Origin of the sequence: Corallococcus sp. NCSPR001 (assembly GCF_017309135.1) — a bacterium.
Classification (GTDB): Bacteria; Myxococcota; Myxococcia; order Myxococcales; family Myxococcaceae; genus Corallococcus.
On sequence record NZ_JAFIMS010000002.1, the window covers coordinates 6,358,785 to 6,383,872 of the forward strand.

The window sequence follows — 25,088 nt, forward strand, 5'->3', positions numbered from 1 at the left end:
TGGGTCACTCGGGCAGCTTCTGCCCGCCGGAGGGGTCGCAGCCCCCCACGTAGAAGATGGTGGAGGCGACCTTGCGCCCGGTGCTCTTGCGGTCGCGCCAGCCACCGGCCTCGAACATCGCCACGCGCTGCGCCTTGGTCTCACCGAAGACGATGGACACCGGGCAGTCGTCGTTGTCGGTGCCCTTGTCCCAGTCGTAGGCCTCGTCGAGCCAGTTCTCGCCCGCGCCGTCGCCCCGCGAGTTCGCCACGTAGCGCTGCACGTAGCTCGTCACGAAACTGCCGCATGACGAGTCGCCGTGAAACGCATTCCACATGCTGAAGCCGCTGGTGGGCGTCACGAGCGCCGTCCGGTACCCGCCCTGCTTCCACACCTGGTAGTCGCCGGACTGGCAGGCCTTCACGACGGCGATGTTCAGCTTGCCGTTGCCCAGGCTCATATGGGTGTCCGTGACGGCGGAGCACGCATCCGCGTTGGTCCCCATCACGAGCCAGCTGCGGAGGTTCGCCTCGCTGTGGCCGCCGTGGGTGTGCACGAAGAGGACGTCCGCGTCGTCCACGCCGGCGTTGAGCTGGGTGTCCTTCGCGTCGGCCAGAGCCCCCTTCGAGGCGTCGGTCCAGAGGTCCGTGCGCGCGCTCGAGTTGTTGATCGCGCGGACATCCGTCCAGAGGCCGGCGCTGACGAGCTGGTTGAAGTAGTTCGCGAACGCCCCCGCCGTCGTCGTATGCACGGAGTGCGATTCGGCATTGCACTGACCCGCGCCGCCGAAGTTGGCGATGCCGTAGACATGGGTTTCGTTCGCCAGCGCCGCCGCGGGCAGGAGCAGCGCGAGCGCCGCGCCCGTCCACAGGTGAGTCTGCATCCGGAGTTTCATGGTCCGTCTTTCCCCCCGTCTGGGGTGTGGGTGACGGCCCATCAACGAAATCCGGGCGGAATTTCCCTCACCCCCTTCGCGCGAAAGTTCCGCGGGGACTCTGCGCGAATCCACACACGAAAATACGGCGGACGGTCTTGTATGCCCGGTCCAATGGTTGTTCCGTCATTTCGCATCTATCCATTCTCCCAGCTCTCAGGGAGACCACATGCAGACACCCCCGATGCAGCCTCACGACGTGCGGGCCGCCATCCGCGCTGCTGTCCTGGAACTGTGGTGGGTCGCGGATTGTGTCGTGTTTCCGGCGTCGGTTGACGCGGCGCGCGCGGCGGAAGGCTTCCGGGTCTACGTGGCCACCCGGGGCCACCTGACCGAGCCGATGATCGTCCAGCACATCCGCACCCACTGTCCCCACAAGGTGGGACCGCTGCACGTGGTCCTGGTCCCGACCCTTCCTCTTTCGGACACGGAGGCGGCCCTGCGGACCTCCGGGATGGGGACGCTGGATGAGGCGGTGGTCGACACCTGGCAGAAGGTCGTCGACGGCCTCCTCGGCGCCGAAGCGTGGCAGGTGTCCGTCGAGGACCGGGCATTCCCGCCCGGAGCCCTCCGGCTGCGGCGGCCGCCCCAGGCGTCACCGGTGACCGGGGGCCGCACGACGTCCGCGAGGAGGCCTGACGCCAGCACCCGGCGGGCCTTCACCGACGGAGGGCCCGCGCTGACAGGTCCGGAGAAGACGCTGGTGGACGTCCTCCTGTCCGCGGTGGAACAGGCCCCCGGTCAACGGATGATCCACCTCGAGGGTGACGGCCTGGAGCTGCCTGACACCTACCAGGAGCTGCTCCAACGGGCCCGGAGGGTCGCGGGCGGCCTGCGTGCCGCGGGGCTGCGTCCTGGCCAGACGGTGCTGCTCCAGCTCGCGGGCACCTTCGACTTCATCACCGCGCTCTGGGGGGCGCTGCTCGCGGGCGTGGTACCCGCCCCCGTGGCGGTCCCCGCCGAATACGTGGACGGCGTTCCCGGCATCAGCAAGCTGGTCGCCGCCTGGACCGCGCTCCACCGGCCGCTCGTCATCACCCAGCTGTCGCGGCTGGACTCCCTTCGCTCGTTCGCCCGGGACGCCGGCCATGCGCTGAAGGCCACCCCCATCGAGGAGCTCACGCGCCAGGTCCCGGTCGAGCCCTACCGCGACGCGGACCCCGACTCCGTCGCGCTGCTGTTGTTCACGTCGGGCAGCACGGGGATGCCGAAGACGGTGCCGTTGACCCACCGGGCCATCCTCACCGAGGCCCGGGGCAGCGCCCACGTGAAGAAGATGGGACCCGAGGACGTGTCCTTCAGCTGGATGCCGCTGGAGCACGGCGGCAGCATCGCGATGATGCACACGCGCAACCTGCTCTCACGCTGCGCGGAGGTCCACGTCCCCACGCAGCTCATCCTGGGGGAGCCGCTGCGCTGGCTCGACTGGATGGAGCGCTACCGCGCGAGCCTGAGCTGGGCGCCGCACTTCGCGTTCGGCCTGATTGTCGGCGAGCTGTCCCGGATGACCGGCGAACGGAGGTGGGACCTGTCCCGCGTCCGGATCCTGATCAACGGCGGCGAGGCCATCTCCGCCCGGGTCGCCCGTCAGTTCCTGAAGGCCCTGGCGCCCCATGGCCTGCGGGGATCCGCGCTCTGCCCCGCGTGGGGCATGTCCGAGACGTCCTCGGGCGTCACCTATGGCCTCGACTTCCGCCTCGACACCACGTCCGACGAGGACGAGGTCGTCTCGCTCGGGCCGCCCATCCCCGGCGTGCGGCTGCGCATCGTCGATGACAGCGACGCGGTGGTCGCCGAGGGTGAGGTGGGCTCCTTGCAGATCCACGGGGACACGCTGCTGCGGGGATACGTCGAGAACGACGTGGCCAACCGGGAGTCCTTCACGTCCGAGGGGTGGTTTCGCACCGGAGACCAGGGCTACCTGCTCGACGGCCGGCTCACGCTGACGGGGCGCTCGCGCGACACCATCATCATCAACGGCGCCAACCACTTCGGCCACGAAATCGAGGCCACCGTCGAGTCGCTCCCCTTCATCGACCGCTCCTTCACCGCGGCGTGCGCGGTTCGCGTGGAAGGCGCGGTGACGGATGAGCTCGCCCTCTTCTTCCACCTGCTGCCGGGCACGAGCGAACAGGAGGCCCTGCCACGCATCCGCTCCGCCGTGGCGCGTGTCCATGGCGTCAACCCCGCCTACCTGCTCCCCGTGGAGCGCGCGGACATTCCCAAGACGGACCTGGGGAAGATCCAGCGGCCCGCGCTCGCCCGGCGCTTCGCCTCGAGGTTCGCGGCCCGGAATCCGGAGGCCGGGCATGACACCCTGCCCGCCTGGTTCTTCCACCGCGTCTGGCGCGCCTCGCCCCTGGCGCCCGCCCTGCCCGCGAATGAGCCCGTGCTGCTCGTCGCGGACAGCGGGGGGCTCGCCGAGGCCGTGCGGCGCGAGCTGTCCCGCCGTGGGCAACCCTGCGTCACCGTCCTCCCGACCGTGGGGCCCGACGTCATCCGCGAGGGCCCGCACCGCTTCCGGATGGACGTGGAGAACCCGGCCCACCACCGCGACCTGCTCCAGGCCCTGCGGACGGCGGGCTTCACTCCCAGACATGTCCTCCACCTGGCAGGCTCCGCCACGCCGGACCTGCCTCGAACGCCCGAGGCCCACCGCGACGCCTGCCTTCGTGTCTGCGGCGGGATCGTCCCCATGCTCAAGGCGCTGGACGCGCTCGCGCCCCGGCAGGTCCTGCTGAAGGTCATCACCCTCCAGGGACAGCGCGTCAACGACGAGGAGCCGCTCTACCTGCCTCACGCGGTAGCGCGCGGCCTGCTAGCGGGGGCCTCGCTGGAGCTGCGCTGGCTGCGCGTCACCCACCTGGACCTGCCTCGCGAGCGCCCCGAGGCGAACGCACGGCGCATCCTGTCGGAGGTCGATGCCCTCACCGTCGAACCGGAGGTGGCCTGGCGGGGGGATCAGCGGTTCGTCACGAGAATGGTCCCCAGCTTCCCCGAGGGGTCGGTCCTCGATGCCTCCATGAATGAGCAGGGAGGGCTCGTCGTCCTCACGGGCGGCCTGGGCACCGTGGGACGGCAGGTCGCGGATTGGCTCATCCGCCAGAAGCCCTCTCGCATGCTCATCCTGGGCCGCACGCAGGAGGCGGCGCTGTCCGATGAACAGCAGGCGGCCCTGACCGCGCTGCGTGAGCAGGGCCGCGTCGATTACCAGGCCGTCGACGTGCTCGACGCGCAGAGCGTCCTGGCCGCCATCGAGCAGGCGGAGTTCCTTGCGTCCCAGCCGGTGAGCCGGGTGTTCCATCTGGCGGGCCACTACGAGGAGCGGCCCCTCCTCGAGACCACGCCCCAGACCCTGGCCACCGCGCTGGGACCCAAGCTCGCGGGGGCGTGGAACCTCTGGCAGGTGGTGCGCCAGCGGCCGGACGCGCAGCTCGTGCTCTTCTCCTCCGCGGTCGCGACCCTGGGTGGCGCGTTCCAGGCGGCCTACGCCGCCAGCAACGCCGCGCTCGACGCCTTCGCCGAGCAGTGTCAGCAGGAGGTCCAGGGGGAGCCGTGTGCCCCGGTGTGCCGGAGCATCGGCTGGAGCTACTGGCGTGGCGACGGCACCCGGGAGCTGGAGGTGACGGGCCAGGCCACGGCGCGCGGCTATGCCCTCATGGAGCCCGCGCAGGCCCTGGCATCCCTCCCCTTCGCGGTCCGCGCGCCTCGGGCCTCCGGGCTCGTCGGGGTGCTTCCTGGCGGGCACCTCCTGCGCTCCCGCGTGGAGCGCCCGCCCGCTCCGCTGCGAGACGTGGTCGCCCGGGGGCCCGGGCGGCTCAAGGACGCGGCGCGGGCCACGGTCGCGCCCATCCGCGTCACGGATGCCCTGGGTGTGGCCGTGCCCCTCTCGGTCGAGGAGACCACCGGCGCCGCGCGGCCCGCCTCCGACCCGACCGCGTCGACGCGGCGGCTGCGCCAGCTTTTCGCGGACGTGCTCGGACAACCGGACGTCGGAGACGAGGACGACTTCTTCGACCGCGGTGGCAACTCCATCCAGCTCGCGCGGCTGCATCGCGGCATGGAGGCCCTCTTCCAGCGCGAGATCCGCTGGGCGGACGTGCTGCGCTGCCGCACCGTGAAGGCGCTCGCGGACCTGCTCGCGGGTGGAACGGCCCAGGAGACCCGCTTCCTGACGAAGGACGGCCTGCGCTTCGCCTACCGCGTCGTGGCGGGCCCCGCGCGGCCGTTGATTGGCTCGCCCATCATCATCGCCAGCGGCGCCTTCCAGGACATGTACGCCATGCCCAAGCTCGAGCGGCTGCTGCATCCGCTGGGCGAGTTGATCATGGTCGACCTGCCCGGCTCGGGCGTGGCGGACGACCTGCCCCCGGAGCGGGGCTTCGATTTCCTGGCGGACTGCATCGAACACCTGCGCGAGCATCTGGAGGTCCCCAGGGTCCACCTCGTCGGCATCTCCTACGGGGGCTCGACCGCGTATGAGTTCGCCCACCGCTACCCGGACCGTGTCGACCACCTGGTCATCGTCGGCGCCTCGACGGAGCTTCCCGAGGATTCCCTTGCCCGCTTCGACGTCAACGCGGAGGTGATCCTCGAAGGTCAACTGGAGTCGTTCGTCCAGAAGCTGGTGGCCGCGACGATGACCCAGGATCCCTCGCACCATGTCCGGGAGGCGGAGTCCACCCGGCAACTCGTCGAGAAGGCCTTCCACCAGGTCACACCGAGAGAGGCGCGCCGCTACACCCACGTGCAGAACCGGCTGCTGGCCAGGGCGCGCGATCCCGAGGACAGCCCCATGCACCGCCCCGCCCTGGTGTTCACCGGCGAGTACGACCCCATCACGCCGCCGGGCTACGTCCGGAGGCTGGCGCAGACCCTGCCCGGAGCCCTGTTCACCACGGTGCGGGAGGCCGACCACCTGGTCCTCATGGAACGTCCCGAGGAGATGGCCGACCTCATCCGCCGCTTCCTCCAGGACCAGGACCTGGGAGGGCTCGACTACACCACCGCCATCGAGCACCCTACGCCCCCCAGGGCCGCGCTCACTTCACGCGACAAGCCTCGCGGCGGGATCGCTGTCTGAACAATGGGGAGGGGCAGAAGGATGCCGCGCAAGCAGCAGGAGCACGGTCTCAGTCACGCGGACCGCGTCGCTGAGATCGAGCGGAAGTTCGGACGCGCCCAGGTGGAACCCGTGCTCCAGCAGTTGAGCCGGGTCTCGAACCCCACGGAGAAGCTGCTGGGCGCCATCGTCTTCCTCGCGCGGGAGGGCCACGTCGAGGACATCGCCCTCACGGTGGCGGACGCCAACACGAACCCTTCCAGGATCCTGAACGCCGCGACGGTGAAGGACGAGCGCGGTTAGGGGTTCCATCGTGCACGACGGGCAGTGACGGTCGTGTTCCACTGCTCGACCATCAGGTCGATGAAGCGCCGCACCTTCGCCGGCAGGTGACGCTTGCTCGGATAGAGCGCCATGATCGGGACGTGCTCGGTCTCACAGGACGGGAGCAGCGCCTTGAGCCGCCCGCTCGCCAGGTCTTCGTCGACCAGGAAGCCGGGGAGATAGGCGATGCCCAACCCCGCGACGGCCGCGTCGCGGATCGCCTCGCCGCTGTCGAGCCGCAGGCGGCCTCGTCCTTCCACCTTCACCGTGGCGCCGCCCTTCTGGCGCAGGTGCCAGGGCTGCCGCCGGGTCCGGCTGCTGAAGACCAGACACTCATGCGCTGACAGGTCCTCCGGCGTGCGGGGCTCTCCGCGCGCCTTGAGGTAGGCGGGCGCCGCGCAGACGTACACCGGGTAGCGGGCCACGGTCCGCGAGACCAGGCGCGTATCGGTGCTGGAGGCGTTGATGCGCACCGCCAGGTCGTAGCCCTCCTCGATGATGTCCGAGACGCGATCGGAGAAGCTCACCTCCGCCTGCACCTCGGGCCAGGTCCGCAGGTAGTCCCGCAGCAGGGGAAGGACATGCAGCCTGCCGAACGCGGCGGGCAGCGTGAGCCGCAGCACGCCCCGTGGAGTGCCCGTGCGCTGTCCGACGCTGGCCTCCGCGTCGTCCAGGGCCGCGAGGACCTGCAGGCAGTGCTCGTGGAAGACACGGCCCTCGTCGGTGAGGCTCAGTTGGCGTGTCGTGCGATTGAGCAGGCGCACCCCCAGACGGGACTCCAACCGGGCCAGGGCCTTGCCCGCCGCCGAGCGCGTCAGGCCGAGCGCCTCTCCGCCGCCCACGAAGCTGCCCGCGTCCACGACGGACATGAAGGCGAAGATCTCATCCAGGTGGGCGCGTTTCATCGAGAGGGCTCGATTGTAGCGACCGCGTCGCTGGAGAGGGGAACGCCGTTCGTCAATGGGCCCGGTATACGAGCCCGGCACTCACCTCCCCTCTGGAGATCCTCCATGCCCGTGACCCTGCTCAACCCCGACGGAATCATGAAGCCCGACGTCTACCGGCAGGTGGCTATCGCCACCGGCACCCGGCAGGTGCACATCGCGGGACAGGTCGCGTACGACGCGGACGGCAAGCTCGTCGCGCGCGGAGACCTGGCCGGACAGGTGGCGCAGGCCTACCGCAACGTCGCCATCGCCCTCGCTGCGGCGGGCGCAACGTTCGACGACGTCGTCCGTCTGACCCTCTACGTGGTCGACTGGAAGCACGAGCGAATGCCTGAGTTCCTCGCCGGCATCGAGCAGGCCGCCAGGGAGCTGAAGCTCACTCCGGCGCCAGCATCGCTGATCGGGGTCTCCGTGCTCTTCGAGCCGGACGTCCTGGTCGAGATCGAGGCCACGGCCGTCGTGGGCTGAGCCGCGACGCAGGGCATATGCTGGGGCCCATGAGCCCCTCTCCCCTCCCGGATGAAGCCGCGCCCCACCGCGACGGCTACGCTCGACGCGTCGGCTTGTTCTCGGGGGTGATGCTCGTCATTGGCGGCATCATCGGCTCGGGCATCTTCCTCAACCCGGCCATCGTCGCGCAGCGCGTGCACACGCCCGCGCTCACCCTGGCCGTGTGGATGCTCGGCGGCGTGGTGGCGCTCATTGGCGCCTTCATCTACGGGGAGCTGGGACAGCGCACCCCCAAGGCGGGCGGCAGCTATGTCTACCTGCGCGATGCCTTCGGCCCGCTGCCCGCGTTCCTCAACGCGTGGGGCCTGATGCTGATGATCGCCACCGGGGCCATCGCCGCGGTGGCCGTCACGTTCGCCAACTACACGCTCGCGCTCACCGGCCTGGGGCCCGGGTTCCGCTTCCCCCTCGCCGTCGGCGCCATCCTCCTGCTCTCCGGGGTGAACTACTTCGGCGTGCGGCCCGGGGCGCTCACGCAGAACATCTTCACCGTGCTGAAGCTGCTGGCGCTCGCCGTGCTCGTGGGCGCGGGGCTCCTGCTCGAAGGCGTCCGGCCCGCCGCGGTGGAGGCCGTGGCCGCTCCGGTGGCGCCTGACTCCCTCGTGCTCGCGCTGGGAGCGGCGCTCGTCCCGGTGCTGTTCAGCTATGGCGGGTGGCAGCAGACGAACTTCGTGGCCGAGGAGCTGGTCAACCCCGAGCGCAACCTGCCACGCGCTCTGTTGCTCGGCGTCATCGGCGTGGTGACGGTGTACCTGCTCGCGAACCTCACCTACCTGCGCACGCTCGGCGCGGCGGGGCTCGCGGCGAGCAGCGCTCCGGCGGCGGACGCGCTGGACCAGCTCATCGGGCCTGCGGGCCGCACGTTCATCACCCTGGGGGTCGCCCTCTCCACCTTCGGGTTCCTCAACCTCGTCATCCTCGTGTCGCCGCGCGTCTACCAGGCCATGGCCGCGGATGGACTGTTCTTCCCGTGGATGGCCCGGCTGCACCCGCGCTTCCGCACGCCCTCCAACGCCATCCTCTTCCAGGCGGCCTGGGCCATCCTGCTCACGGGCACGGGCACGTACGGCGAGCTGCTCGATTACGTCGTCTTCGCCGACTGGCTCATCTTCGGCGCCACGGCCGCGACGCTGTTCGTCTACCGCGCGCGCGAACGGCAGGGCCTGGTGCCCCGCGCCGCGTACCGGGTGCCCGGATATCCCGTCACCCCGCTCCTCTTCATCGCGGCGGCGCTCTACGTGATCCTGGGCTCGACGGCCTCCAACCCGCTCAACGCGCTCAAGGGAACGTTGCTGTTTGGCGCCGGCGTCCCCGTGTTCCTGTTCTGGCGCCGGCGCACCCGGCGTCCCGAGACCCCGCCCGCCCTGGGCACGCCTTGAAGCTCCGAGCGCGACTGCCAGCGATTGAAGCCATACACAGTCACGTATGCCTTTGGCCTGCTCGCCCGCCTACCCGGCGAGCGGGGGTGCTCCGGCCCCAGGCGGCGTGTATGGGCAGACCCGTGGAAACCCCCTAGCCACCACCCCCAACGCGATGTGCAACACGGCCCGGATGCAATCATCCGTGCTCACAGGAATCACACGTTTTGCTCGTTCTGATTTGCAGTTAAATCAAGACCAGTGTTAGGAATGCCTCGGCTTCGGCCAACCCCACACAAATCAACTCAGGAGTAGTCCATGACGAGGAACGTGAAGCGTTTCCTGGCCGCCTCCCTGTTGTCCCTCGCGCCGTCGGTTGCCTTTGCCGCTCCGGCCGATCTCGGGTTCCCCGACTTCCTCTCCCAGCGCAACGAGTACGTCAGCGTTCGCGAGGGCGCGTTCGAAGTTCCGCAGGTGAAGGGCGGCGCGGCCATTGGCCCGGCCCTGGAGAACTTCTTCGTCTCCAACCAGAGCGGCGCCAACATCTACCTGGGCCTCCAGACCATCAACGGCACGTTCAACGGCGTGTACTCGCCCTATCCCGTGCCCACCGCCAACCTGGGCGGCTTCCAGGTCAGCGCCCCCGCGCCGGCCCCGTCGTTCTCCCAGCAGTACTACTGGACGGTCGACCCGGCGAACCCGGCCGGCGCGAAGACGTGCATCTGGCGCGTGGACATCGCGGACAACGCCGGGGCCTGCAGCGCGACGGTCTATTACGGGACCTACGGCGGCGCCATCTGCACCCTCGACGCCGTCAACTCCTACATCGACATCAACACCTGCGAGGCGCAGATCGTCACCAACATGCAGTGACGTGAGCCTCACGCCGCCCGGGGCCCTCGAATGAGGCCTCGGGCGGTGCCCGCCCCCGGGAGACGACCCATGAGGCGCAAGCATTGGCATTGGCGTGTCGCCACCACCCAACGTGAGTTGGATGACGCGGCTCGCATCCGCTGGGCTGTCTTTGGCGGAGAGATGGGATTGCTGTCCGAGCAGTCAGCGGTGTCCCGGCGGGAGATGACCTGCATCGACACGCTCGACACCACCGTGCACGTGTTGGTCCATGACGGCGCCGAGCCGGTGGCGACGATGCGGATTGCATTGCCCAACGCGGAGGTGGCGGCGAACCTGGGCGTGCGGGTGGGCCTGGAGATGGAGCAGCGGATGGACCTCTCCGCCTTGCTCCGGCCGGGGATGGTGTTCGCCGAGCCCTCGCGCTTCTGCGTGCTGCCGGAGTGGCGGCGCTCGGAGGCCGTGACCTGGCTGCAGGCGGGCATGTACGCGGAGAGCCGGCGGCGGGGAGTGACCCACTGGATTGCATCCGCGAACCTGGAGACGGATTCGCCCGAGGACGCCCTGCTGTCATGGCAGGTGGTGGCGAGCCGGGGATGGCGCAGCCCGTGCTTCCAGGTGGCGGTGCCGGATCCACGGGAGGCCGCGGCGCAGTCCCGGACCCCCTACTACACGCCGGAGGAGCGGGCGCGGGCGAAGCAGGGGTTGTTGGACGGACTGCGGGTCCCCAGGTCGCCCTCGCTCTTCGCCAGGACGATGGGCGCGCGCTTCATCGCGGAGCCGCTCTACGACGCGTATTTCCAGTGGTTCACGCTGCCGTTGATCATGGCGCTCGACGAGATCCCAGCGGAGACGCTGGCGCGCTTCCATGCGTTGGAGAGCGGTGTGAGCTCCGCCGCCTAGCCTGGGGTTCATCTTCAAAACAGACATCCACCGGGCGCCCGGAATGGCCCCGGACAGGAGACGCACGTGCAAACACAGACGGAGCAGCAGGGAACGGGCTGGTTGGCGGCGCTGGACGCGGAGGCGCGAGCGCTGGTGGCGGCGGTGGATGCGCAGCCCGACGCCCGCCGCATGCTGGAGGGCACCCTCGACGCGGAGGGCTACATCCACTACCTCGTCCAGACGTTCCACTACGCCCGCTGGAGCACGGCGCTTCTGGGCGAAGCGGGCCTGCGGCTGAGGAAGCTGGGGCGGCATCCGGAGCTGGCGGAGCTCCTGGTGCAGAAGGGCGAGGAGGAGCGGGGGCATGACCTGTGGTTGCTGTCCGACCTGAAGAACCTGGGGTGGTCGCAGGAGCAGGTGGAGGCGGCGGCGAAGAGCCCGGCGGTGGATGCCTACACGGGGTGGAACTTCTTCACGTCGCGCGCGGGCGTACCGACGGCCGTGCTGGGGACCGCGTACGTGCTGGAGTACCTGTCGCAGACGCGGGCAGGCCAGTGGGCGGAGCGGATGCGGGCGGCGTCCGCCATCCCCAACATCCACAAGTCGGTGACGTTCCTGCGCAGCCATGGGGCGCTGGACGGAGACCACGTGGCGGAGATGGTGAAGCTTTTGGGGAAGCTGACGGACCCCGAGGATCAGGAGGCCATCCTCTTCTCGGCGCGCGTCGCCCGGAGCGTCTACCCGCGCATCTTCCGTGAGGCTGGCGCCTCCAGCCTTCCCCTCGCGGCATAGGAGCGCCGGAATCGGCTACGCTCACGGAGCGCGGCCGGGAGCATGGGGCCCTGACCGCGACGGGATGGGGGCATCCAGGATGAGCGCGGTCGTCGCCGGAGTGTGTCTGCTGGTGGAGCTGGGGCTGGGCGTGGCGCTGCTGGTGGGCACCTTCTTCACCCTGGCCTTCAGCAGCGAGTCCTACCGGCACTCCGCCACGCCGCTGCATCAGTCGTTGAACGGCCTGGCCTTCGTGCTCGCGGTGCTCCCGCTGCTCCTCACGCTCTGGGTCGGCTGGCGGCGCTTCCTGTCGGACCGCCCGTTCGACGCGGTCCCGCTGGGGATGGGCCTGCCCATGGTGGCGCTGGTCGCATGCGCCGTCACCGCCGCCCTGTCCATCATGGGTGGCGAGTGGTCGACGTCACGTCACCGCGCGCGGCAGGAGCAGGAGGCGCGCTTCGCGCTGCGCGCCGCGGTGGAGGGCGGCGCGGTGGACAAGGCGTGTGACCTGGTGGCCTCGGACCCGCGCGCTTCGGCCGAGGACATGCGCCGTTGCCGCGAACTCATCGAGTCCCGCCCCGACGTCGAGACCCGCTGGGCCGAGCTCTCGAAGTTCGCCGACTCGCGAGGCGGCTTCAACTCCTGGCACCTGGGGCAGACGGGGCTCGCGCCGGACTGGGAATGGGGCAGGACGGTGCCGGTCATCCGGCATGAGCAGGAGTGGTTCCTGCGCACGTTCTATGAGACGTGGCTGGCCCGGACCCAGGACCTGCCGACCCTGGACGACCTGAACGGTCTGCACCAGGCCCTGGTGAGCAGCACCCGCTACCTGGGCTGGGACGCCCGGGCCGTGGAGACCCTCCGCACCCAGGTGCTCCCCACGCTGCGCGCACGGTTGGAGGCCCAGGACGCCCGCCTGCGCGCCACGCCGGGCATGGACCCCTGGGTGCTGGACGCGATCCGGGACCGGATGCAGAGCCTGGAGACGAAGCCTGACGAGGGCGTGGAGCCGCTGCCCCCGTTGCCGGGGACGCCGTCGCCCCGAGACATCGGCGTGGCGCGGCTGGACGACACGGGCGCGCTGGACCTGTGGCTGCGTGCCACGCCCACCTCGGGGAGCTTCGGTGACGTCTATGTGCGCCGGGCCTCGTACGACAGCGAGTACGAGAAGTGGCTGAAGTACCTGGGGCCCCTGCGTCCCGGGGAGCCGCAGTTCATCCCCGCGCCCTGAGCAGCTTCCCGGCGAGCAACTCGCGCATGCTCACCGGCTCACGCTCGAGCAACCGCCGCAGCGTGGGGTCGACGGCGGCGAACTCGCCATCGCGGCTCGCGCGATAGAGGCCGAGCGAGATGCCGACCACCGGCGCGGGCATGCCGCTCGCCACGAGCTTCGCGCGCATCTCATCCTCCGACACGGTGCTTCGACGGATGGGCCGTCCGAGGAGGTCCGACGCGATGTCGCACAGCTCACCGAAGTCGAGTGCCTGCGAGGCCGTGAGCGGCGGCGTCGGCCCGTCGAACCGCCCCTCGTTCGTCAGGACCACCGCCGCCGCCTCCGCGAGGTCGGCGTGCGTGGTCCAGGAGACCTTTCCATCCGCCGGGGCCTCGAAGACTCCCGCTTGCAGGGCTCGCTCCAGCAGGAACGCCGCGCTCGACGCGTAGAACCCATTGCGAAGCGAGGTCCACGCCAGACCGGACCCGGCCAGCATCTGCTCCGTCGCCGCGTGGTCGAGCATGGGAGGAAACGCCGACGTGGGGCTCGCGCCCATGTGGCTCGTGTAGACGATGCGCCGCGCTCCAGCGGACCGAGCGGCGTCGATGGCGGAGCGATGCTGGGCCAGGGGATCGCCCCCGTGCGCGGCCGCGTTCGACGAGACCATCAGCACCTGGGTCGCGCCCTCGAAGGCCTGCGCGAGGCTCGCCGGCTCCGCGAAGTCCCCCCTCCGCACCCGGACGCCCCGTGCCGCCAGGTCCTGGGCCTTCTGGACGTCCCGGACGCTGACGGCGACCCGGTCCACGGGGACGCGGGCGATGAGCTTCTCCACGATGAGGCGGCCAAGCTGCCCGGTTGCTCCGGTCACGACGATCATTGAACGACCCCTGTCCAGTACCATCGGAAACACAATTCCGATACCGGCGATAACGTAGCGACTGCTATCGCCGTTATCAAGTCTTCGTTACCGACGTTCCGGCAGCCGCGTGCTAAGTCGGTCGCATGAAGGATCGCGAGAAGGCCGCCGCCGAAGACGCCGAGGGCCCCGATACGCGCGCGCGCATCCTGGTCGCCGCAGCGGAGCTCATCGCGTCAGGAGGGCCCGACGCCGCGACGACGCGCGCGGTGGCCGCCGCCGCCGGGGTGCAGGCGCCGACGCTCTACCGGCTCTTCGGGGACAAGCGCGGCCTCCTGTCGGCCGTGGTCGAGCACGAGTTGACGAGCTACGTGGCGAAGAAGGCCGCGCGCAAGCCGCACCCGGATCCGCTTCAGGACCTGCGGATGGGCTGGGACATGCACGTCGCGTTCGGGCTCAGCCACCCAGGGCTGTTCGCGCTCATGTGCAGCGACCTGGAGCCGGCTCCCGAGTCCTCCGTGGTCAGCACCGGCAACGACGTGCTGAGGCGCCGCATCCGGAACATCGCGCTCGCGGGCCGCCTGCGGGTCAGTGAGGAGCGGGCGCTCGGCCTCGTGTCGTCGATGTGCAACGGCGCGGTGCTCACGCTCCTGCGCCAGCCCGAAGGGCAACGCGACCCCGGCCTGTCCGATGCCGCGAGGGAGACGGTCATCGCCGCGATCACCAGCGAAGCAGCGCGTCCAGCGAACACGGAGGCCCGCTCAGCGGCCACCACGCTGCGCGCCTCCCTGGACCGGATCACCGTCCTGACCCCGGGCGAAAGCGCGCTGTTGAGCGAGCTGCTGGCGCGCATCACGGACGCCGGGTGACAGCGCGTCGTCAGGCAGGGGCCGGAAGCCGCCGGTCCCCTGCTTGAAGCGAACCGCTACGGCATGGGCCGAGAACCGGAGGAAGGCGCTTCCGGAACCGCGGGCCAGCCGTTGGGCCAGGTGATGGCATCCACGAGCATCACCCGCGCCGTGTGGGCGCTGTTCCACGCGTGGTAGACCATGATGGTGTCCCCGCCGGGGCCGGTGACCACCGAGTTGTGGCCGGGCCCCACCCAACCGCCGCCCGTCTTGAGGATGGGATTGCCCAGCTTCGTGTACGGCCCCAGCGGGCTCGTGGCCCGGGCCACTCCCACGGCGTAGGTGCTGTTGGCGTACGAGTTACCGCTGTAGAAGAGGTAGTAGTAGCCGCCCCGCGCGACGACCCACGGCGCCTCGACGACGCCGCCCTCCCAGCCGAGCGTGTTGCTCATCAGCGTGCGGCGCGTGCCGGTGAGCGACAGCCCATCCGCCGACAGCGTCTGGCCATAGATGGGCGTGGTCTGCCCCACCGCGTTCCCGTCCGCCTTCCACACCAGGTACGGCACGCCCGCGGTGTCGTAGAAGAACGTGGCATCGATCATCCCCATGCCCGTGTCATGCACCAGGGGATGGCCCAGGTCCGTGAAGGGGCCCAGGGCGCTGGTGGCCGTCGCGGCGCCGATGGACAGCTTCCCGTCCTGGTGGCGCGCGGTGAAGTACGCGATGTACCGGCTGCCCACCTTGTGGATCTCCGGCGCCCAGAAGTCACCCGTGGCCCACGTCGGCTTGCGCGTGGAGGGGAAGATGGTGCCGGCGGACGTCCAGGTGACCAGGTCCTTGGACGTGCGCAGCGGGAACGCGTTGGCCGCGCCTCCGGACGTGCAGGCCGCGACGTACTGCGTGCCGTCGAAGATGACGCCCGGGTCCGCGCAGTCCACGGGCACCACGGGGTTCTGGTAGAGCCCGCCACAGCCCGTGTAGCGCAGCGAGATGCCGCACGCGTTGGTGCCGCTGAAGTACGGCGCCCAGTCGTTCGACAGCACCGTGTACGAGTTGGGGGACGCGTTGGTGCAGCCCCGGTCCCACGTCACCCGGCCGCCCACGTCGTCGTACTGGGCCGGGTGCCCCGCCGGATGCAGCCACGCCGGACCGTAGGTGACGCGCGTCGCGCAGGCCGCGGCGCCACCACAGTCCGTCGTGTCGAGCGCCATCACACAGGCGTTGTTGCCGGTGAAGTACGGCTTCCAGCCGTTGGACAACACGGCGTAGGAGTTGGTGCCTTCGTTGACGCAGCTGCCGTCCCACGTCACCAGGCCGCTCGCGATGTCGTACTGCTCCGGGTGCCCGGGGTGGATCCACCGGTCCCCGTAGGTGATGCGCGTGGAGCACGCGAGCGCCCCGCTGGACGTGGCCAGTTCGGGGCCTTCGGGGCGCTCCTCACCACAGCCCGCCGCGAGCGCGGCGAGGACGACAGCGGACAACAAAGGGGGGTTCTTCATCGATGGACCTCCAGGCCTGCGAAGACTTGGAAGTCCTATTTATCAGTTTTTACTTGTTGTCGAGTCCCCATCGCGCCCGCGCGTGGGAAGGGTCGGTCAGCGAACCTCGAGCTCGTAGATGCGCGTCGCCGGGTCGCCGTTCTGGCTGGGGGTGGTGATGTTGAGCCGGACATAGCGCGCGGAGGTGGCGCTGATGGCGTGGGTGGTGGTGTTGGCGGTGTTGTTGGTCACCGTCACCGGGGTGCTCCAGTTGGTGCCGTTGGTGGAGGTCTGGAGGGTGAAGGCCCGGGTGTTCCAGGTGCTCGCCTCGCCGCCCGCGCCGGCATGCTGGACCGTGAAGCGGCTGACCGTCTGCACCGAGCCGAGATCCACCTGCAGCCAGGCGCCCGAGGCCAGCGAGCAGAACTTGTCGGTGGTGCCGCCGGAGACGCTTCCGTTGACCGCCTTGGCCGGTGACTCACTGCTGTTGCAGGCCGTGGATCCGGTCGCCGGTTTGTTGAGCGCCAGGTTGGCGTAGCCCGCGCCGACGGAGACGGCCTGGGTCTTCGTGTGGCTTGCGCCTCCGTTGTCCGTCACGGTCAGGCTGACGTTGTAGTTGCCGGCGGTGGCATAGACGCGGCTGGGATTCGTCGCCGTCGAACCGCTGCCGTCGCCGAAGCTCCAGCTGCGCGAGGTGATGGTGCCGTCGCTGTCGCTGGAGGCGTCGCTGAAGGTCGCGGTGAGTCCGCTCACGGTGACGCCGAAGTGGGCCACCGGCGGGGTGTTGCCGCTGACGGCGGTGTTGATGGCCGCCGCGTACTGCGCGCTCGTGCCCTGCGCCGAGCACTTCTGGATGTCGTCGTACAGCCACATGAAGCCGCCGTGGATGCCGGCGGTGCTCTTCCAGTTGCTCATCTTGCTCTGCACCGTGGCCGGGCTGTCGCCGCTGGCGCAGTTGGTGCCGTGGCGCGACCACAGGCCGGGGTCCACGGTCATGCCCATGGCGGTGTTCCAGCTCGCGGGGTTGTTGCCTGCGCCGCCGTCGTAGACCTGGAGGTAGATGCCGTCGACCGCGCTGCCCAGGTTGTCCTTGAGGCCGCGCCAGAAGGCCTGCTGGGTGTAGGGCGCGAAGGTGATCTTGAAGCCCTGGCCGATGAGCATCTGTCCGAACTGCGTGGTCGGAGCGAGGTCGTAGGCGCTCTCGTCGTCGAAGTTGACCGCGTCCGCGCCGGTGACGGCCTTCAGCGCCTGGAAGTTGCGGTACAGGATGCTGTTGGTGCCGGTGCCGCAGACGAGCGTGCTGCCGCAGCCCGCGGCGGTGCCGTTGACCAGCCGGGCCATGCGCTCGAAGTCAGGCACGCTCCACGCGCCGATGGACACCTCGATGCGATTGACGGAGGTCGGCGCCGTCTTCAGCGTGGCCAGCCGCGTGGGCCAAGCCGGGTCGCCGATATAGGCGCCGTTCCGGACGACCGGGATGTCGTTGTAGACGAGGTCGCCGTTGTCCTCGATGTGGAAGCTCCAGAGGATGACGGTCGTGAAGCCCGAGCCGCGCAGGTCGTTCATCACCGCGGTGCCGCCCGAATAGAACGGGCCGCCGCCGTAGATGGCCGAATCAGCGAGGGCCACTGGCGAGACCGTGGCCAGCGCGAGGGCAAGGCAGGACGCGAGGTGCTTCGACTTCGGCATGGTGTGCTCCCCCTGTCGCCATCGTGGCGACGGCGAGACATTGCGAGCACCAAAACCAGCAAGTCAATTCTATTAAGAAAAACTAGAATATAACGAAATCACCATCACGGCGCGTCGCGGGTTCCTAATCGCGGAAGTGCGGCTCCGCGATGGAGGCCCCCCAACAGCAGGCGTCTTCTCCCGCCTCGCCGGTGGGCAGCGTCGTGTGGAGCGAGGCGCCAGGCTTCACGTCCTCGAAGTAGAAGAGGTTCTTGGGGAGGAGGATGAGGGCGCGGTCCGCCTTGCGCGTGTGCAGGGTGAGTTGCGCCAACGCCGGGTCGGCCACGTCCGCGGGGCCCTTCGGGAAGAACGCCTCCTGTCTCTTTGGAGCACGCTCCCCCTGCGGGCGGCAGCCGCCATCCTCCGTGGAGACTTTCACCTCGCGCACCTGGCAGCCTTCGCCTTCCGCGAAGTGGAACACCGCGCGCACCCGGGTGAAATAGCAGTCGGGGGCGCCGCAATCCTCGCTGTGGACGTCCGCCACCGCCGTCAGGCGCACCTTGTTTCCAGGCAGGGACTCCACCATGCCGCTGCGCGCGTAGCGCTGGAACAGGGGGGCCTGGGCGCACGGAGAGGCCACCGGAGCCGCCGCCCGGGGCGCTTCGCCGGGCACGGACAGCAGGAGCGCGAGGAGAGGCGAGACGTGCTTCAGGAACATGGCTGAAGTCATACCAGACGCCGGGTCCGGCCTGTCGCGCGACACGCCGCGCGTAGCGGGTAGCCACGATTTCCCGCGCCGCGTGTCCCGGGTGAGCATCCGCACTCCACGTCACCACCGGAGTTCCGCATGCGCCTCCCCACTCCGTTCGCCGCTGCCCTCCTCCTGCTCACCTCCGCGCCGGCGCTCGCCGCGGAGCCCCCGTGCAGCACCGTCTGCGCGAGGTATCCGCTCTGCGTCGATGTCTGCAGCGTCAACGGCCAGGACACGAACTGCGGTGACGCAGGCTATCGCTGCGTCGAGTCACTCGGAGTGGGCGCTGAAGCCACGGCCTCGGAGCTGTCCGCCGATGAAGACGCCCGGGTGTGCCGCGAGGGTCACCCGGACGGCGAGCAGCCCCAGACCGTCGAGGGTTGAGCGACCTTCAGGCAAGGGGCTACCTCTTCCCCTTCCCCTTGCCCCCCTTGTGGTGATCATCGTGGTGGTCGTCGTGGTCGTGGCGCCGGTCGTCCGGGCCGCGTTCACGGTACGACGCGGGCACGGCGGCCTTCTTCCCGTGCTTCCACCGCTTGTAGCGCCCGGGGGGCAGCTTGACGACGGTGACGGGGACCCGCCGCTCCTCCACGACCACCCAGCCACCGCGGTAGTCGCGCGCCCGGAACCACCGGCCATCGCGGCGCACCCAGTACGCATCGTCCACGACGTAGAGATCCTCGTCGTAGTCCTCCACCACCTGCACGCCAGGCTGCACGACGACCAGCGGCGGCGGGGTCGTGAAGACGATGTCGGGGAGCTTCACATCGATGTCGACACGCACCTGCCCGAAGGCCATCGCGGGGAGAAGGATCAACGCTGCCAGGAGTCGGTTCATCCGGCGAGCCTAGGGGCGCGCGTGCGCGTCAGACAACCTCCATGACCTGTCGAGCAGATCGCTCGCACCGTGTGTCATTGCGCTCAAAGTCATTGAGCGAATCCAGATTTCATAACACCTGGAAACATGCAGCCGGGGACCGCCCGGCCTCGCCCTCTAGTCGCGGACCACCGCCACGTCATCCACCTGCAGCCAGGTGTCGCCCGCGTTCGCCCAGGTTCCGGCGTACACCTCCACGCTGTGGTTGTTGCCGGAGTTGAAGGTGACGGACTGGAGCGTGTAGCCGCTCAACGGCTGCGTCAGGTGCACCTCGTTGAGGATGGGACCGGCGTTGAGCACGCGCGCGCCGAAGTAGCCGTCGTTCTGGTTGGAGGACGTCTTCACCCAACCCGTCAGCGTGTAGACGGTGTTGGGCATCACCGCGACCTCCTGCTTGAGGGCGTTCCAGCCGGTGTTGTTGCGCACGAAGCCGTTGTTGGCGCCGGTGCGCGCGAAGCCCAGCCCCCGGTCGACGCCGCCGTTACCCTGGACGTACCAGGGTGAGGTGGCGGTGGAGGACGGCTGCTGTTCGAAGCCGCCCTGCGCCACCAGGTTCGCGCCTCGGGTGAGGCTCACGTCATCCAGCTGCGCCCAGGTGTCGCCCGCGTCCGCCCACACACCGCTGTAGACCTCCACGATGGAGTTCGCGCCGGAGTTGAAGGTGACGGTGCGCTCCGTCCACGACGGCAGCGAGCCGTACTGCGTCTCTCCCAGGACGGCGCCGTTGCCCGCGACGCGCGCACCGAAGAAGCCCCGGCTGGAGTTGGACGAGGAGCGCAGCCAGCCCTTGAGCGTGTAGTCCGTGTAGGGCTGAACCACGACGCTCTGCTTGAGCGCGTTCCAGCCGCTGCTCCCCCGCACGAAGCCGTTGTCCTGGCCGGAGTGTGCATTGCCCAGCGCCCGGTCGATGCCGCCCGCGCCCGCCAGGTACCAGGGCGCCATCGTCGGCGTCGCGGCCTGCGTCTCGAAGCCCGGCTCGGACAGCAGGTTGTTTCCGTCCGCGTCGGCCGTGAGCGTCGCGCGCATCAGGAACGTGTTGTAGGGCGTCCACTGCGAGGTGATGAAGTACAGCTCGCTGGCGCTGTTGCCCCACGGGTGGATGAAGCCGTTGTAGATGCCGGGAAACGCGGCACCGGTGGCCAGCGGCTTCTCCCCGCTCCACGGCCCGGTGGGTGTGCCCGCGTCGCGCATCACCACGGCCTGCCGGTGCTCGTTGAGGTACGTCATCAGGAAGCGGCCCAGCGCGGCGTTGTACGCGACGGACAACTCCCCCGCGGCGCCGATGACCACCGGCCGTGCCGCCGCCTGGGACGCGGACCAGCCGTTGCCGTCCCAGTACCGGTACGCGTTGATGTCCAGCAGCGCGCCCTCCGGCACGCGCGCCAGGTGCACGTTGCCGAAGCGCCCGTTGGGCGTGGCGTACAGGTAGACGAAGCCGCCGTTCTTCACGAAGGCGCCCATCTGGAAGGGATTCGTGAACGACGCGTTGTTCACCCAGCGCGCCGTGGGGTGCTTCACCCAGTTCTGTCCGTTGTCATCCGAGTACGCGATGCCCGAGTAATTCGTCGTCCACTGTCCCGGGTCGCCCCAGTGCTTCACGGACATGTAGTGGATGTAGTGGCGCGTCCCCACGCTGACGCCCGCGGTGGGGATGACGGTCATCTCGTCGTTGTCCACCTTCCGGGACGCGAGCACCTCCTTCGCGTGGCGGGTGCGGTCCTGGATCATCGTGGTGAAGGTCAGGCCATTGGACAGCGAGGTGTCCGCCGAGCGCGCCAGCACATTGCTGCGCCAGCCGCCGCCGCACCCGCCGTTGCCGCACCAGCCCACGCCGAAGGTGTCCCCGAACAGGACGAACACCTCACCGCCGCCCTTGTCCCAGACGATGCCCAGGTCCGTGCCGTACACCTCATGGTTGGTGTGCGTCTGGTTCGGATTGGGCAGCGTCTCCCCCGCGGGCGTGGCGCCCGTCACCCGCGCCACCTTCGTCACGTTCGTGGGCGTCACCGCCCCGGCCGTGCCCGCGCTCCCCAACAGACACACCGCCTGCAACACCACCGCGCGCCTCATCATCTGGACTCCTCCGGCAAGGAAATTTGCATTCACCGCGAAAGCTCTAAATCAAGAAATACTCAACCTTGAGTTGAGGACTCCAGTGTCCGGTGGATCAGCGGTAGCGTGGGGGCGCCCAAGGAGACGTGGATGCTCGCCTGCGTGGACGTGGACTACCGCCCCGACGTCACCGTGGCCGCGTGCGTCCTCTTTCGCGCGTGGACGGACGCCAAGGAGGCCGGGCACCTGGTGGACCGGGGGCCCATCGCGGCCCCCTACGAGCCCGGCCAGTTCTACCGCCGCGAGCTGCCGCACCTGCTGCGGGTGCTCGCCGACGTGCAGGAGCCGCTGGAGGCCATCGTCGTGGATGGCTACGTGTGGCTCGGAGAGGGCGTGCCCGGCCTGGGCGCCCACCTGTACGAGGCGCTCTGCCGCACGGTGCCCGTCATCGGCGTGGCCAAGACGCCGTATGTCACCACGGGGTCCGCACTCCCCATCGTGCGGGGGCAGAGCCTGCGTCCCCTGCTCATCACCGCCATTGGGATGGAGACCGCGACCGCCGCGGAGCACATCCGGCGGATGCACGGCGCATCACGCCTGCCAACGATGTTGAAGTTCGTGGACCGGTTGTGCCGTGAGTCCTGACGGAGGGACGAGGACATGCTACCCCAGGGCCATGGATCGTCCCCGCCGCCCCACCGCCTCTCCTTTCGAGTTTCCGCCCGGCGCCGCCTTCACCTGGCACTCGGAGAGTGACGAGCCCGCCCCCACGCGCCTGTCGCCCGTGGATGACGGGCTCAGCGCTGACACCGCGCTCAAGCGCGTCCGCCGGGGCGAGTTCCTGCGCTACACCGGCGACTTCCACAACGCGAAGCAGCTGTTGGGCGCGTTGGGCCGGCGGCTCGAACGGCCCTGGCAGGCCCGCTCACCGCTGGAGGCGTTCCGGGCCGAACGCCGCGCGCGGCAGCAGGAGCACGCGACGCTGTCGCGCATCGTCGTCGCGCTGGACCGTGGCTACCGCATGGAGCTCTCACGCGCGCCGGACGTCGCGGAAGCATGCCGGCAGGTCTGGGGCGAGCCGACGGAGGACTTCACGGTCGTGCCGCTCAAGCAGTTGCTGGGCATGCTCGGGGCCGCGGAGTGGCGGCGCAAGGGTTTGGAGGTCCCGGGGCTGAAGGGCCTGCTGCATCCGCACTACGGCGTCTACCTGCCCACGCGCACGGACTACGTGGAGCTGCTGGCGGCCGTGCCGGACGTGAAGGGCAAGCGCGTGTTCGACGTGGGCACCGGCACCGGCGTGCTGGCCTTCCTCCTCCTGCAGCGAGGAGCGGCGTCCGCGCAGGCCACGGACTGCGACTCCCGCGCGGTGGCGTGCGCACGGGAGAACGCGGAGCGGCTCGGCCTCTCGCAGCGCTTCCAGGTGACGGAGGCGGACCTCTTCCCGGAAGGAAGGGCGGACGTTGTCGTCTGCAATCCGCCATGGATTCCCGAGCCGCCCAAGAACCGGGTGGACCGCGCGGTGTTCGACGAGGACAGCCAGTTCCTGCGCCGCTTCCTGGAAGGGCTCCCCGCCGCGCTGAACCCCGGGGGAGAGGGGCTGCTCATCCTCTCGGACCTGGCGGTGCTGCTGGGCCTGCGTCCGGCCGGGTGGCTGGAGGAGCAGTTCGAGCGCTGCGGCCTGAAGGTGACGTGGCGGAAGTCCATCCCGGCGCGGCACTCCAAGGCGAAGGACAAGGCGGACCCGCTGCACGCCGCGCGCTCCCAGGAGATCACCACCCTCTACGGCCTCGCGCCCACCGGCGGATAGCCAGGGCGCTCCGTTGGAAGGAAGGGCCGTCCCTCCGGGGTGATGGCCGCGGGCTTTCGCGCGTCCCACCCTTGCCTCGACAGGAGGCAGGTTCATGGAGACTTCTCCCTCGGCCCCCGGCTCGCGTCCACGCTTCGCGGTCATCACTCCCAGCATGGACGGGCGCGCGGAGTACCTGGCGGAAGCCAGGGGCAGCGTGCGCGCCACAGTTTGCGCTCCGCTCGGGTTCGACGTGGAGCACCGGGTGCATGTCCAGCAACAGCGCCTGAGCCCGGGCGCGGCGCGCAACGCGCTCATCCGCGAGTCGGATCCGGACGCGTGGATTGTTCCGCTCGATGATGACGACCTGCTGTTGCAGCGGACACTGCACCACTACGCCGAGCTCATCCTCCAGCATCACGCCCGGCGCTGGTTCGTCGCGGACTTCGTGCGCGTGGACGAAGAGAGGCGCTACCTGCCAGGCCAGGACTACGCGGCCTGGACGTTCCCGACGCCCGTGCGGATGCTGATCGCCATCTTCCGGGCGGAGCACTTCCTCCAGGGCAACGTCTGCTTCCACCGGAGCCTCTTCGAACAGGTCGGCGGCTACGACGAGTCGCTCTGGATGGCGGAGGACCTGGACCTCTATGTGCGCTTCCTGCTCGCGGGACACCTGCCCGTGAGAGGCGCCCACCTGAGCCACCTGCACCGCGTCCACCCTGGCAACAGCAGCCGGGGAGTCGACGTGGGGCGGCACCACGCGGACCTGGAACAGCTCTACCAGCGGTATGCCCCACGCCTCCTCGCGCTGGGCGTGCCACCTCCGGCGCCACCCGCGGTCCCAGGCCGTTGATACGCCCGCGGCCCGGCTCATCCCGTGCGCGTGGCCACCGCGAGGGCCGCCGGAATCCTCTCGCGCATCCATGCCACGAACCTGCGCAGCCTCGCCGGATGGAAGCGCGCGGAGGGGTAGAGCAGGTACATGGGCAGCGGCGCGGCCTGCCATCGCGGCACCAGGTGCAGGAGCCGGCCGCGCCGGAGTTCCTCCTGGAGCACCCAGGACGAGCCCACGCAGACGCCCAGGCCCTTCACCGCGGCGCTGCGCAGGGCGTAGAGGCTGTCCGTGCTCACGCGCGGCTGGAAGGCGATGGGCTGGACCTCGCCGGTGGCCACGTGGGTGAGTGAGATTTCGTTGCGATAGAACGTGCGCAGGGACAGCCAGGGCAGCCTCGCGAGCTCGTCGGGATGCGCCGGTGCGGGCCTTCCCGCCAGCACCGAGGGCGCGGCCACGACGATGCGCGGCACCTCCGCCACGCGGATCGCCACCACGCTGGGGTCCTGCACCTCGCCCACGTGGATGGCGCAATCGATGCCGTCCGCGATGAAGTCCACCGCCCGGTCATGCAGCAACCATTCGACGGAGACCCGAGGGTGACGGCCCAGGTACTCCGTCAGCGGGTCCACCAGCAGCTTCTGCCCGAACGCGTGAGGCACCACGACGCGCAACGTGCCCTCCGGTTCGTCGCTCGCGCCGCGCAGGTCGGACTCGAACAGGGCCCAACTGGCCAGCAGCTCCTTCGCCCGCTCGTAGCAGCGCGTCCCGTCCTCGGTGAGCTTCATGGCGTGGGTGGAGCGCTGGAGCAGCCGCAGCCCCAGGGAACGCTCCAGCGCCTGGAGCCTGCGGCTCACCGTCGGCTGCGTGGTGCCCAGCTGCGCGGCGGCGGAGGACAGGCTCCCGGCGTCGACGATGCGAATGAACGTCTGCATCAGCTCCAGCCGGTCGGCATTGGCGGACGCGGGGATTCCCGGCGGGGACCCGCGCCGCCGGGCCGGCTTCGAAGCGTTGGGCATGTGAGCCTGCTCCCAGAGGAGTGATACGCCACGCGTATAACCGCTGTACGGAGCGCGCGTCTACCGTCTCCCCTTCCTCTGACGCA

Annotated in this window: 22 protein-coding genes; 13 read left to right on the forward strand and 9 right to left on the reverse strand. The window is 69.8% G+C overall.

Annotated features, from left to right (window positions below; genetic code table 11):
• Positions 1-4: 4 nt before the first annotated feature.
• Positions 5-862 (reverse strand): hypothetical protein, encoded by an 858-nt coding sequence (locus tag JYJ93_RS27360; RefSeq protein ID WP_242543942.1) that lies wholly within the window; start codon positions 860-862, stop codon positions 5-7.
• Positions 863-1,082: 220 nt separating this feature from the next.
• On the opposite strand from JYJ93_RS27360, the gene JYJ93_RS27365 reads away from it, so the two are divergent.
• Both JYJ93_RS27365 and JYJ93_RS27370 read left to right on the forward strand, forming a co-directional pair.
• Entirely contained in the window at positions 1,083-5,996 is a 4,914-nt protein-coding gene (locus JYJ93_RS27365; RefSeq protein WP_206796772.1) for an alpha/beta fold hydrolase, read from the forward strand.
• A gap of 21 nt (positions 5,997-6,017) precedes the next feature.
• Positions 6,018-6,278: a hypothetical protein gene (locus JYJ93_RS27370; RefSeq protein ID WP_206796775.1), complete on the forward strand. Its 261-nt coding sequence runs from the start codon at positions 6,018-6,020 to the stop codon at positions 6,276-6,278.
• Here the strand turns inward: JYJ93_RS27370 and JYJ93_RS27375 are convergent.
• Complete coding sequence (locus JYJ93_RS27375; protein ID WP_206796777.1) at positions 6,275-7,204, reverse strand: LysR family transcriptional regulator; 930 nt, start codon at positions 7,202-7,204, stop codon at positions 6,275-6,277. The genes JYJ93_RS27370 and JYJ93_RS27375 overlap by 4 nt on opposite strands.
• Positions 7,205-7,309: 105 nt before the next feature.
• Between JYJ93_RS27375 and JYJ93_RS27380 the strand changes: the two genes are divergently transcribed.
• From JYJ93_RS27380 to JYJ93_RS27405, 6 genes are all read left to right on the forward strand, one after another.
• Entirely contained in the window at positions 7,310-7,714 is a 405-nt protein-coding gene (locus JYJ93_RS27380; protein WP_206796779.1) for a RidA family protein, read from the forward strand.
• Positions 7,715-7,743: 29 nt separating this feature from the next.
• Complete coding sequence (locus JYJ93_RS27385) at positions 7,744-9,135, forward strand: amino acid permease (RefSeq protein ID WP_242543943.1); 1,392 nt, start codon at positions 7,744-7,746, stop codon at positions 9,133-9,135.
• A gap of 297 nt (positions 9,136-9,432) precedes the next feature.
• Complete coding sequence (locus tag JYJ93_RS27390; RefSeq protein ID WP_206796782.1) at positions 9,433-9,987, forward strand: hypothetical protein; 555 nt, start codon at positions 9,433-9,435, stop codon at positions 9,985-9,987.
• A gap of 69 nt (positions 9,988-10,056) precedes the next feature.
• Positions 10,057-10,869, forward strand: coding sequence for a GNAT family N-acetyltransferase (locus JYJ93_RS27395; protein WP_206796784.1), 813 nt, complete (start codon positions 10,057-10,059; stop codon positions 10,867-10,869).
• Positions 10,870-10,935: 66 nt separating this feature from the next.
• On the forward strand, positions 10,936-11,643 hold the full coding sequence (locus tag JYJ93_RS27400; RefSeq protein WP_206796794.1) for an iron-containing redox enzyme family protein: 708 nt from the start codon (positions 10,936-10,938) through the stop codon (positions 11,641-11,643).
• A gap of 79 nt (positions 11,644-11,722) precedes the next feature.
• Positions 11,723-12,853: a hypothetical protein gene (locus JYJ93_RS27405; protein WP_206796796.1), complete on the forward strand. Its 1,131-nt coding sequence runs from the start codon at positions 11,723-11,725 to the stop codon at positions 12,851-12,853.
• Here JYJ93_RS27405 and JYJ93_RS27410 read toward each other — a convergent pair.
• A complete protein-coding gene (locus JYJ93_RS27410; protein WP_206796798.1) occupies positions 12,837-13,712 on the reverse strand; it encodes an SDR family oxidoreductase in 876 nt (291 codons plus the stop codon). The two genes, JYJ93_RS27405 and JYJ93_RS27410, sit on opposite strands and share 17 nt — an antisense overlap.
• 125 nt (positions 13,713-13,837) lie before the next feature.
• Here JYJ93_RS27410 and JYJ93_RS27415 point away from each other — a divergent pair, with 125 nt between their 5' ends.
• Positions 13,838-14,560 (forward strand): TetR/AcrR family transcriptional regulator, encoded by a 723-nt coding sequence (locus JYJ93_RS27415; protein WP_206796800.1) that lies wholly within the window; start codon positions 13,838-13,840, stop codon positions 14,558-14,560.
• Between the two features lie 56 nt (positions 14,561-14,616).
• On the opposite strand, the gene JYJ93_RS27420 is transcribed toward JYJ93_RS27415, so the two are convergent.
• From JYJ93_RS27420 to JYJ93_RS27430, 3 genes are all read right to left on the reverse strand, one after another.
• Positions 14,617-16,038 (reverse strand): glycoside hydrolase family 43 protein, encoded by a 1,422-nt coding sequence (locus JYJ93_RS27420; RefSeq protein ID WP_206796812.1) that lies wholly within the window; start codon positions 16,036-16,038, stop codon positions 14,617-14,619.
• A 96-nt stretch (positions 16,039-16,134) separates the two neighbouring features.
• Complete coding sequence (locus tag JYJ93_RS27425) at positions 16,135-17,706, reverse strand: discoidin domain-containing protein (protein ID WP_206796830.1); 1,572 nt, start codon at positions 17,704-17,706, stop codon at positions 16,135-16,137.
• 124 nt (positions 17,707-17,830) lie between these two features.
• Positions 17,831-18,403, reverse strand: a complete 573-nt coding sequence (locus JYJ93_RS27430) for a hypothetical protein (protein ID WP_206796832.1) — start codon at positions 18,401-18,403, stop codon at positions 17,831-17,833.
• A 129-nt stretch (positions 18,404-18,532) separates the two neighbouring features.
• Here JYJ93_RS27430 and JYJ93_RS27435 point away from each other — a divergent pair, with 129 nt between their 5' ends.
• On the forward strand, positions 18,533-18,820 hold the full coding sequence (locus JYJ93_RS27435) for a hypothetical protein (protein WP_206796834.1): 288 nt from the start codon (positions 18,533-18,535) through the stop codon (positions 18,818-18,820).
• A gap of 19 nt (positions 18,821-18,839) precedes the next feature.
• On the opposite strand, the gene JYJ93_RS27440 is transcribed toward JYJ93_RS27435, so the two are convergent.
• Together JYJ93_RS27440 and JYJ93_RS27445 are read right to left on the reverse strand one after the other, a co-directional pair.
• Positions 18,840-19,274: a hypothetical protein gene (locus tag JYJ93_RS27440; protein WP_206796835.1), complete on the reverse strand. Its 435-nt coding sequence runs from the start codon at positions 19,272-19,274 to the stop codon at positions 18,840-18,842.
• A 156-nt stretch (positions 19,275-19,430) separates the two neighbouring features.
• Entirely contained in the window at positions 19,431-21,386 is a 1,956-nt protein-coding gene (locus JYJ93_RS27445; RefSeq protein ID WP_206796837.1) for a DUF4185 domain-containing protein, read from the reverse strand.
• 105 nt (positions 21,387-21,491) lie between these two features.
• Between JYJ93_RS27445 and JYJ93_RS27450 the strand changes: the two genes are divergently transcribed.
• The 3 genes from JYJ93_RS27450 (at position 21,492) to JYJ93_RS27460 (ending at position 24,004) form a co-directional block, all read left to right on the forward strand.
• Positions 21,492-22,010, forward strand: coding sequence for an endonuclease V (locus tag JYJ93_RS27450; protein WP_269012388.1), 519 nt, complete (start codon positions 21,492-21,494; stop codon positions 22,008-22,010).
• Between the two features lie 31 nt (positions 22,011-22,041).
• On the forward strand, positions 22,042-23,172 hold the full coding sequence (locus JYJ93_RS27455; protein WP_206796839.1) for a class I SAM-dependent methyltransferase: 1,131 nt from the start codon (positions 22,042-22,044) through the stop codon (positions 23,170-23,172).
• A gap of 94 nt (positions 23,173-23,266) precedes the next feature.
• Entirely contained in the window at positions 23,267-24,004 is a 738-nt protein-coding gene (locus tag JYJ93_RS27460; RefSeq protein ID WP_206796841.1) for a hypothetical protein, read from the forward strand.
• Between the two features lie 17 nt (positions 24,005-24,021).
• Here JYJ93_RS27460 and JYJ93_RS27465 read toward each other — a convergent pair whose 3' ends face one another.
• The gene (locus tag JYJ93_RS27465) at positions 24,022-25,002 is read right to left on the reverse strand and encodes a LysR family transcriptional regulator (RefSeq protein ID WP_242543944.1); all 981 of its coding nucleotides are present in this window, start codon (positions 25,000-25,002) and stop codon (positions 24,022-24,024) included.
• Positions 25,003-25,088: the final 86 nt, after the last annotated feature.

Coding starts and splice junctions, on each gene's coding strand:
- JYJ93_RS27360 (WP_242543942.1), bottom strand. CDS start 862: ATGCAGACTCACCTGTGGACGGGCGCGGCGCTCGCGCTGCTCCTGCCC.
- JYJ93_RS27365 (WP_206796772.1), top strand. CDS start 1,083: ATGCAGACACCCCCGATGCAGCCTCACGACGTGCGGGCCGCCATCCGC.
- JYJ93_RS27370 (WP_206796775.1), top strand. CDS start 6,018: ATGCCGCGCAAGCAGCAGGAGCACGGTCTCAGTCACGCGGACCGCGTC.
- JYJ93_RS27375 (WP_206796777.1), bottom strand. CDS start 7,204: ATGAAACGCGCCCACCTGGATGAGATCTTCGCCTTCATGTCCGTCGTG.
- JYJ93_RS27380 (WP_206796779.1), top strand. CDS start 7,310: ATGCCCGTGACCCTGCTCAACCCCGACGGAATCATGAAGCCCGACGTC.
- JYJ93_RS27385 (WP_242543943.1), top strand. CDS start 7,744: ATGAGCCCCTCTCCCCTCCCGGATGAAGCCGCGCCCCACCGCGACGGC.
- JYJ93_RS27390 (WP_206796782.1), top strand. CDS start 9,433: ATGACGAGGAACGTGAAGCGTTTCCTGGCCGCCTCCCTGTTGTCCCTC.
- JYJ93_RS27395 (WP_206796784.1), top strand. CDS start 10,057: ATGAGGCGCAAGCATTGGCATTGGCGTGTCGCCACCACCCAACGTGAG.
- JYJ93_RS27405 (WP_206796796.1), top strand. CDS start 11,723: ATGAGCGCGGTCGTCGCCGGAGTGTGTCTGCTGGTGGAGCTGGGGCTG.
- JYJ93_RS27410 (WP_206796798.1), bottom strand. CDS start 13,712: ATGATCGTCGTGACCGGAGCAACCGGGCAGCTTGGCCGCCTCATCGTG.
- JYJ93_RS27415 (WP_206796800.1), top strand. CDS start 13,838: ATGAAGGATCGCGAGAAGGCCGCCGCCGAAGACGCCGAGGGCCCCGAT.
- JYJ93_RS27420 (WP_206796812.1), bottom strand. CDS start 16,038: ATGAAGAACCCCCCTTTGTTGTCCGCTGTCGTCCTCGCCGCGCTCGCG.
- JYJ93_RS27425 (WP_206796830.1), bottom strand. CDS start 17,706: ATGCCGAAGTCGAAGCACCTCGCGTCCTGCCTTGCCCTCGCGCTGGCC.
- JYJ93_RS27430 (WP_206796832.1), bottom strand. CDS start 18,403: ATGTTCCTGAAGCACGTCTCGCCTCTCCTCGCGCTCCTGCTGTCCGTG.
- JYJ93_RS27435 (WP_206796834.1), top strand. CDS start 18,533: ATGCGCCTCCCCACTCCGTTCGCCGCTGCCCTCCTCCTGCTCACCTCC.
- JYJ93_RS27440 (WP_206796835.1), bottom strand. CDS start 19,274: ATGAACCGACTCCTGGCAGCGTTGATCCTTCTCCCCGCGATGGCCTTC.
- JYJ93_RS27445 (WP_206796837.1), bottom strand. CDS start 21,386: ATGATGAGGCGCGCGGTGGTGTTGCAGGCGGTGTGTCTGTTGGGGAGC.
- JYJ93_RS27455 (WP_206796839.1), top strand. CDS start 22,042: ATGGATCGTCCCCGCCGCCCCACCGCCTCTCCTTTCGAGTTTCCGCCC.
- JYJ93_RS27460 (WP_206796841.1), top strand. CDS start 23,267: ATGGAGACTTCTCCCTCGGCCCCCGGCTCGCGTCCACGCTTCGCGGTC.
- JYJ93_RS27465 (WP_242543944.1), bottom strand. CDS start 25,002: ATGCCCAACGCTTCGAAGCCGGCCCGGCGGCGCGGGTCCCCGCCGGGA.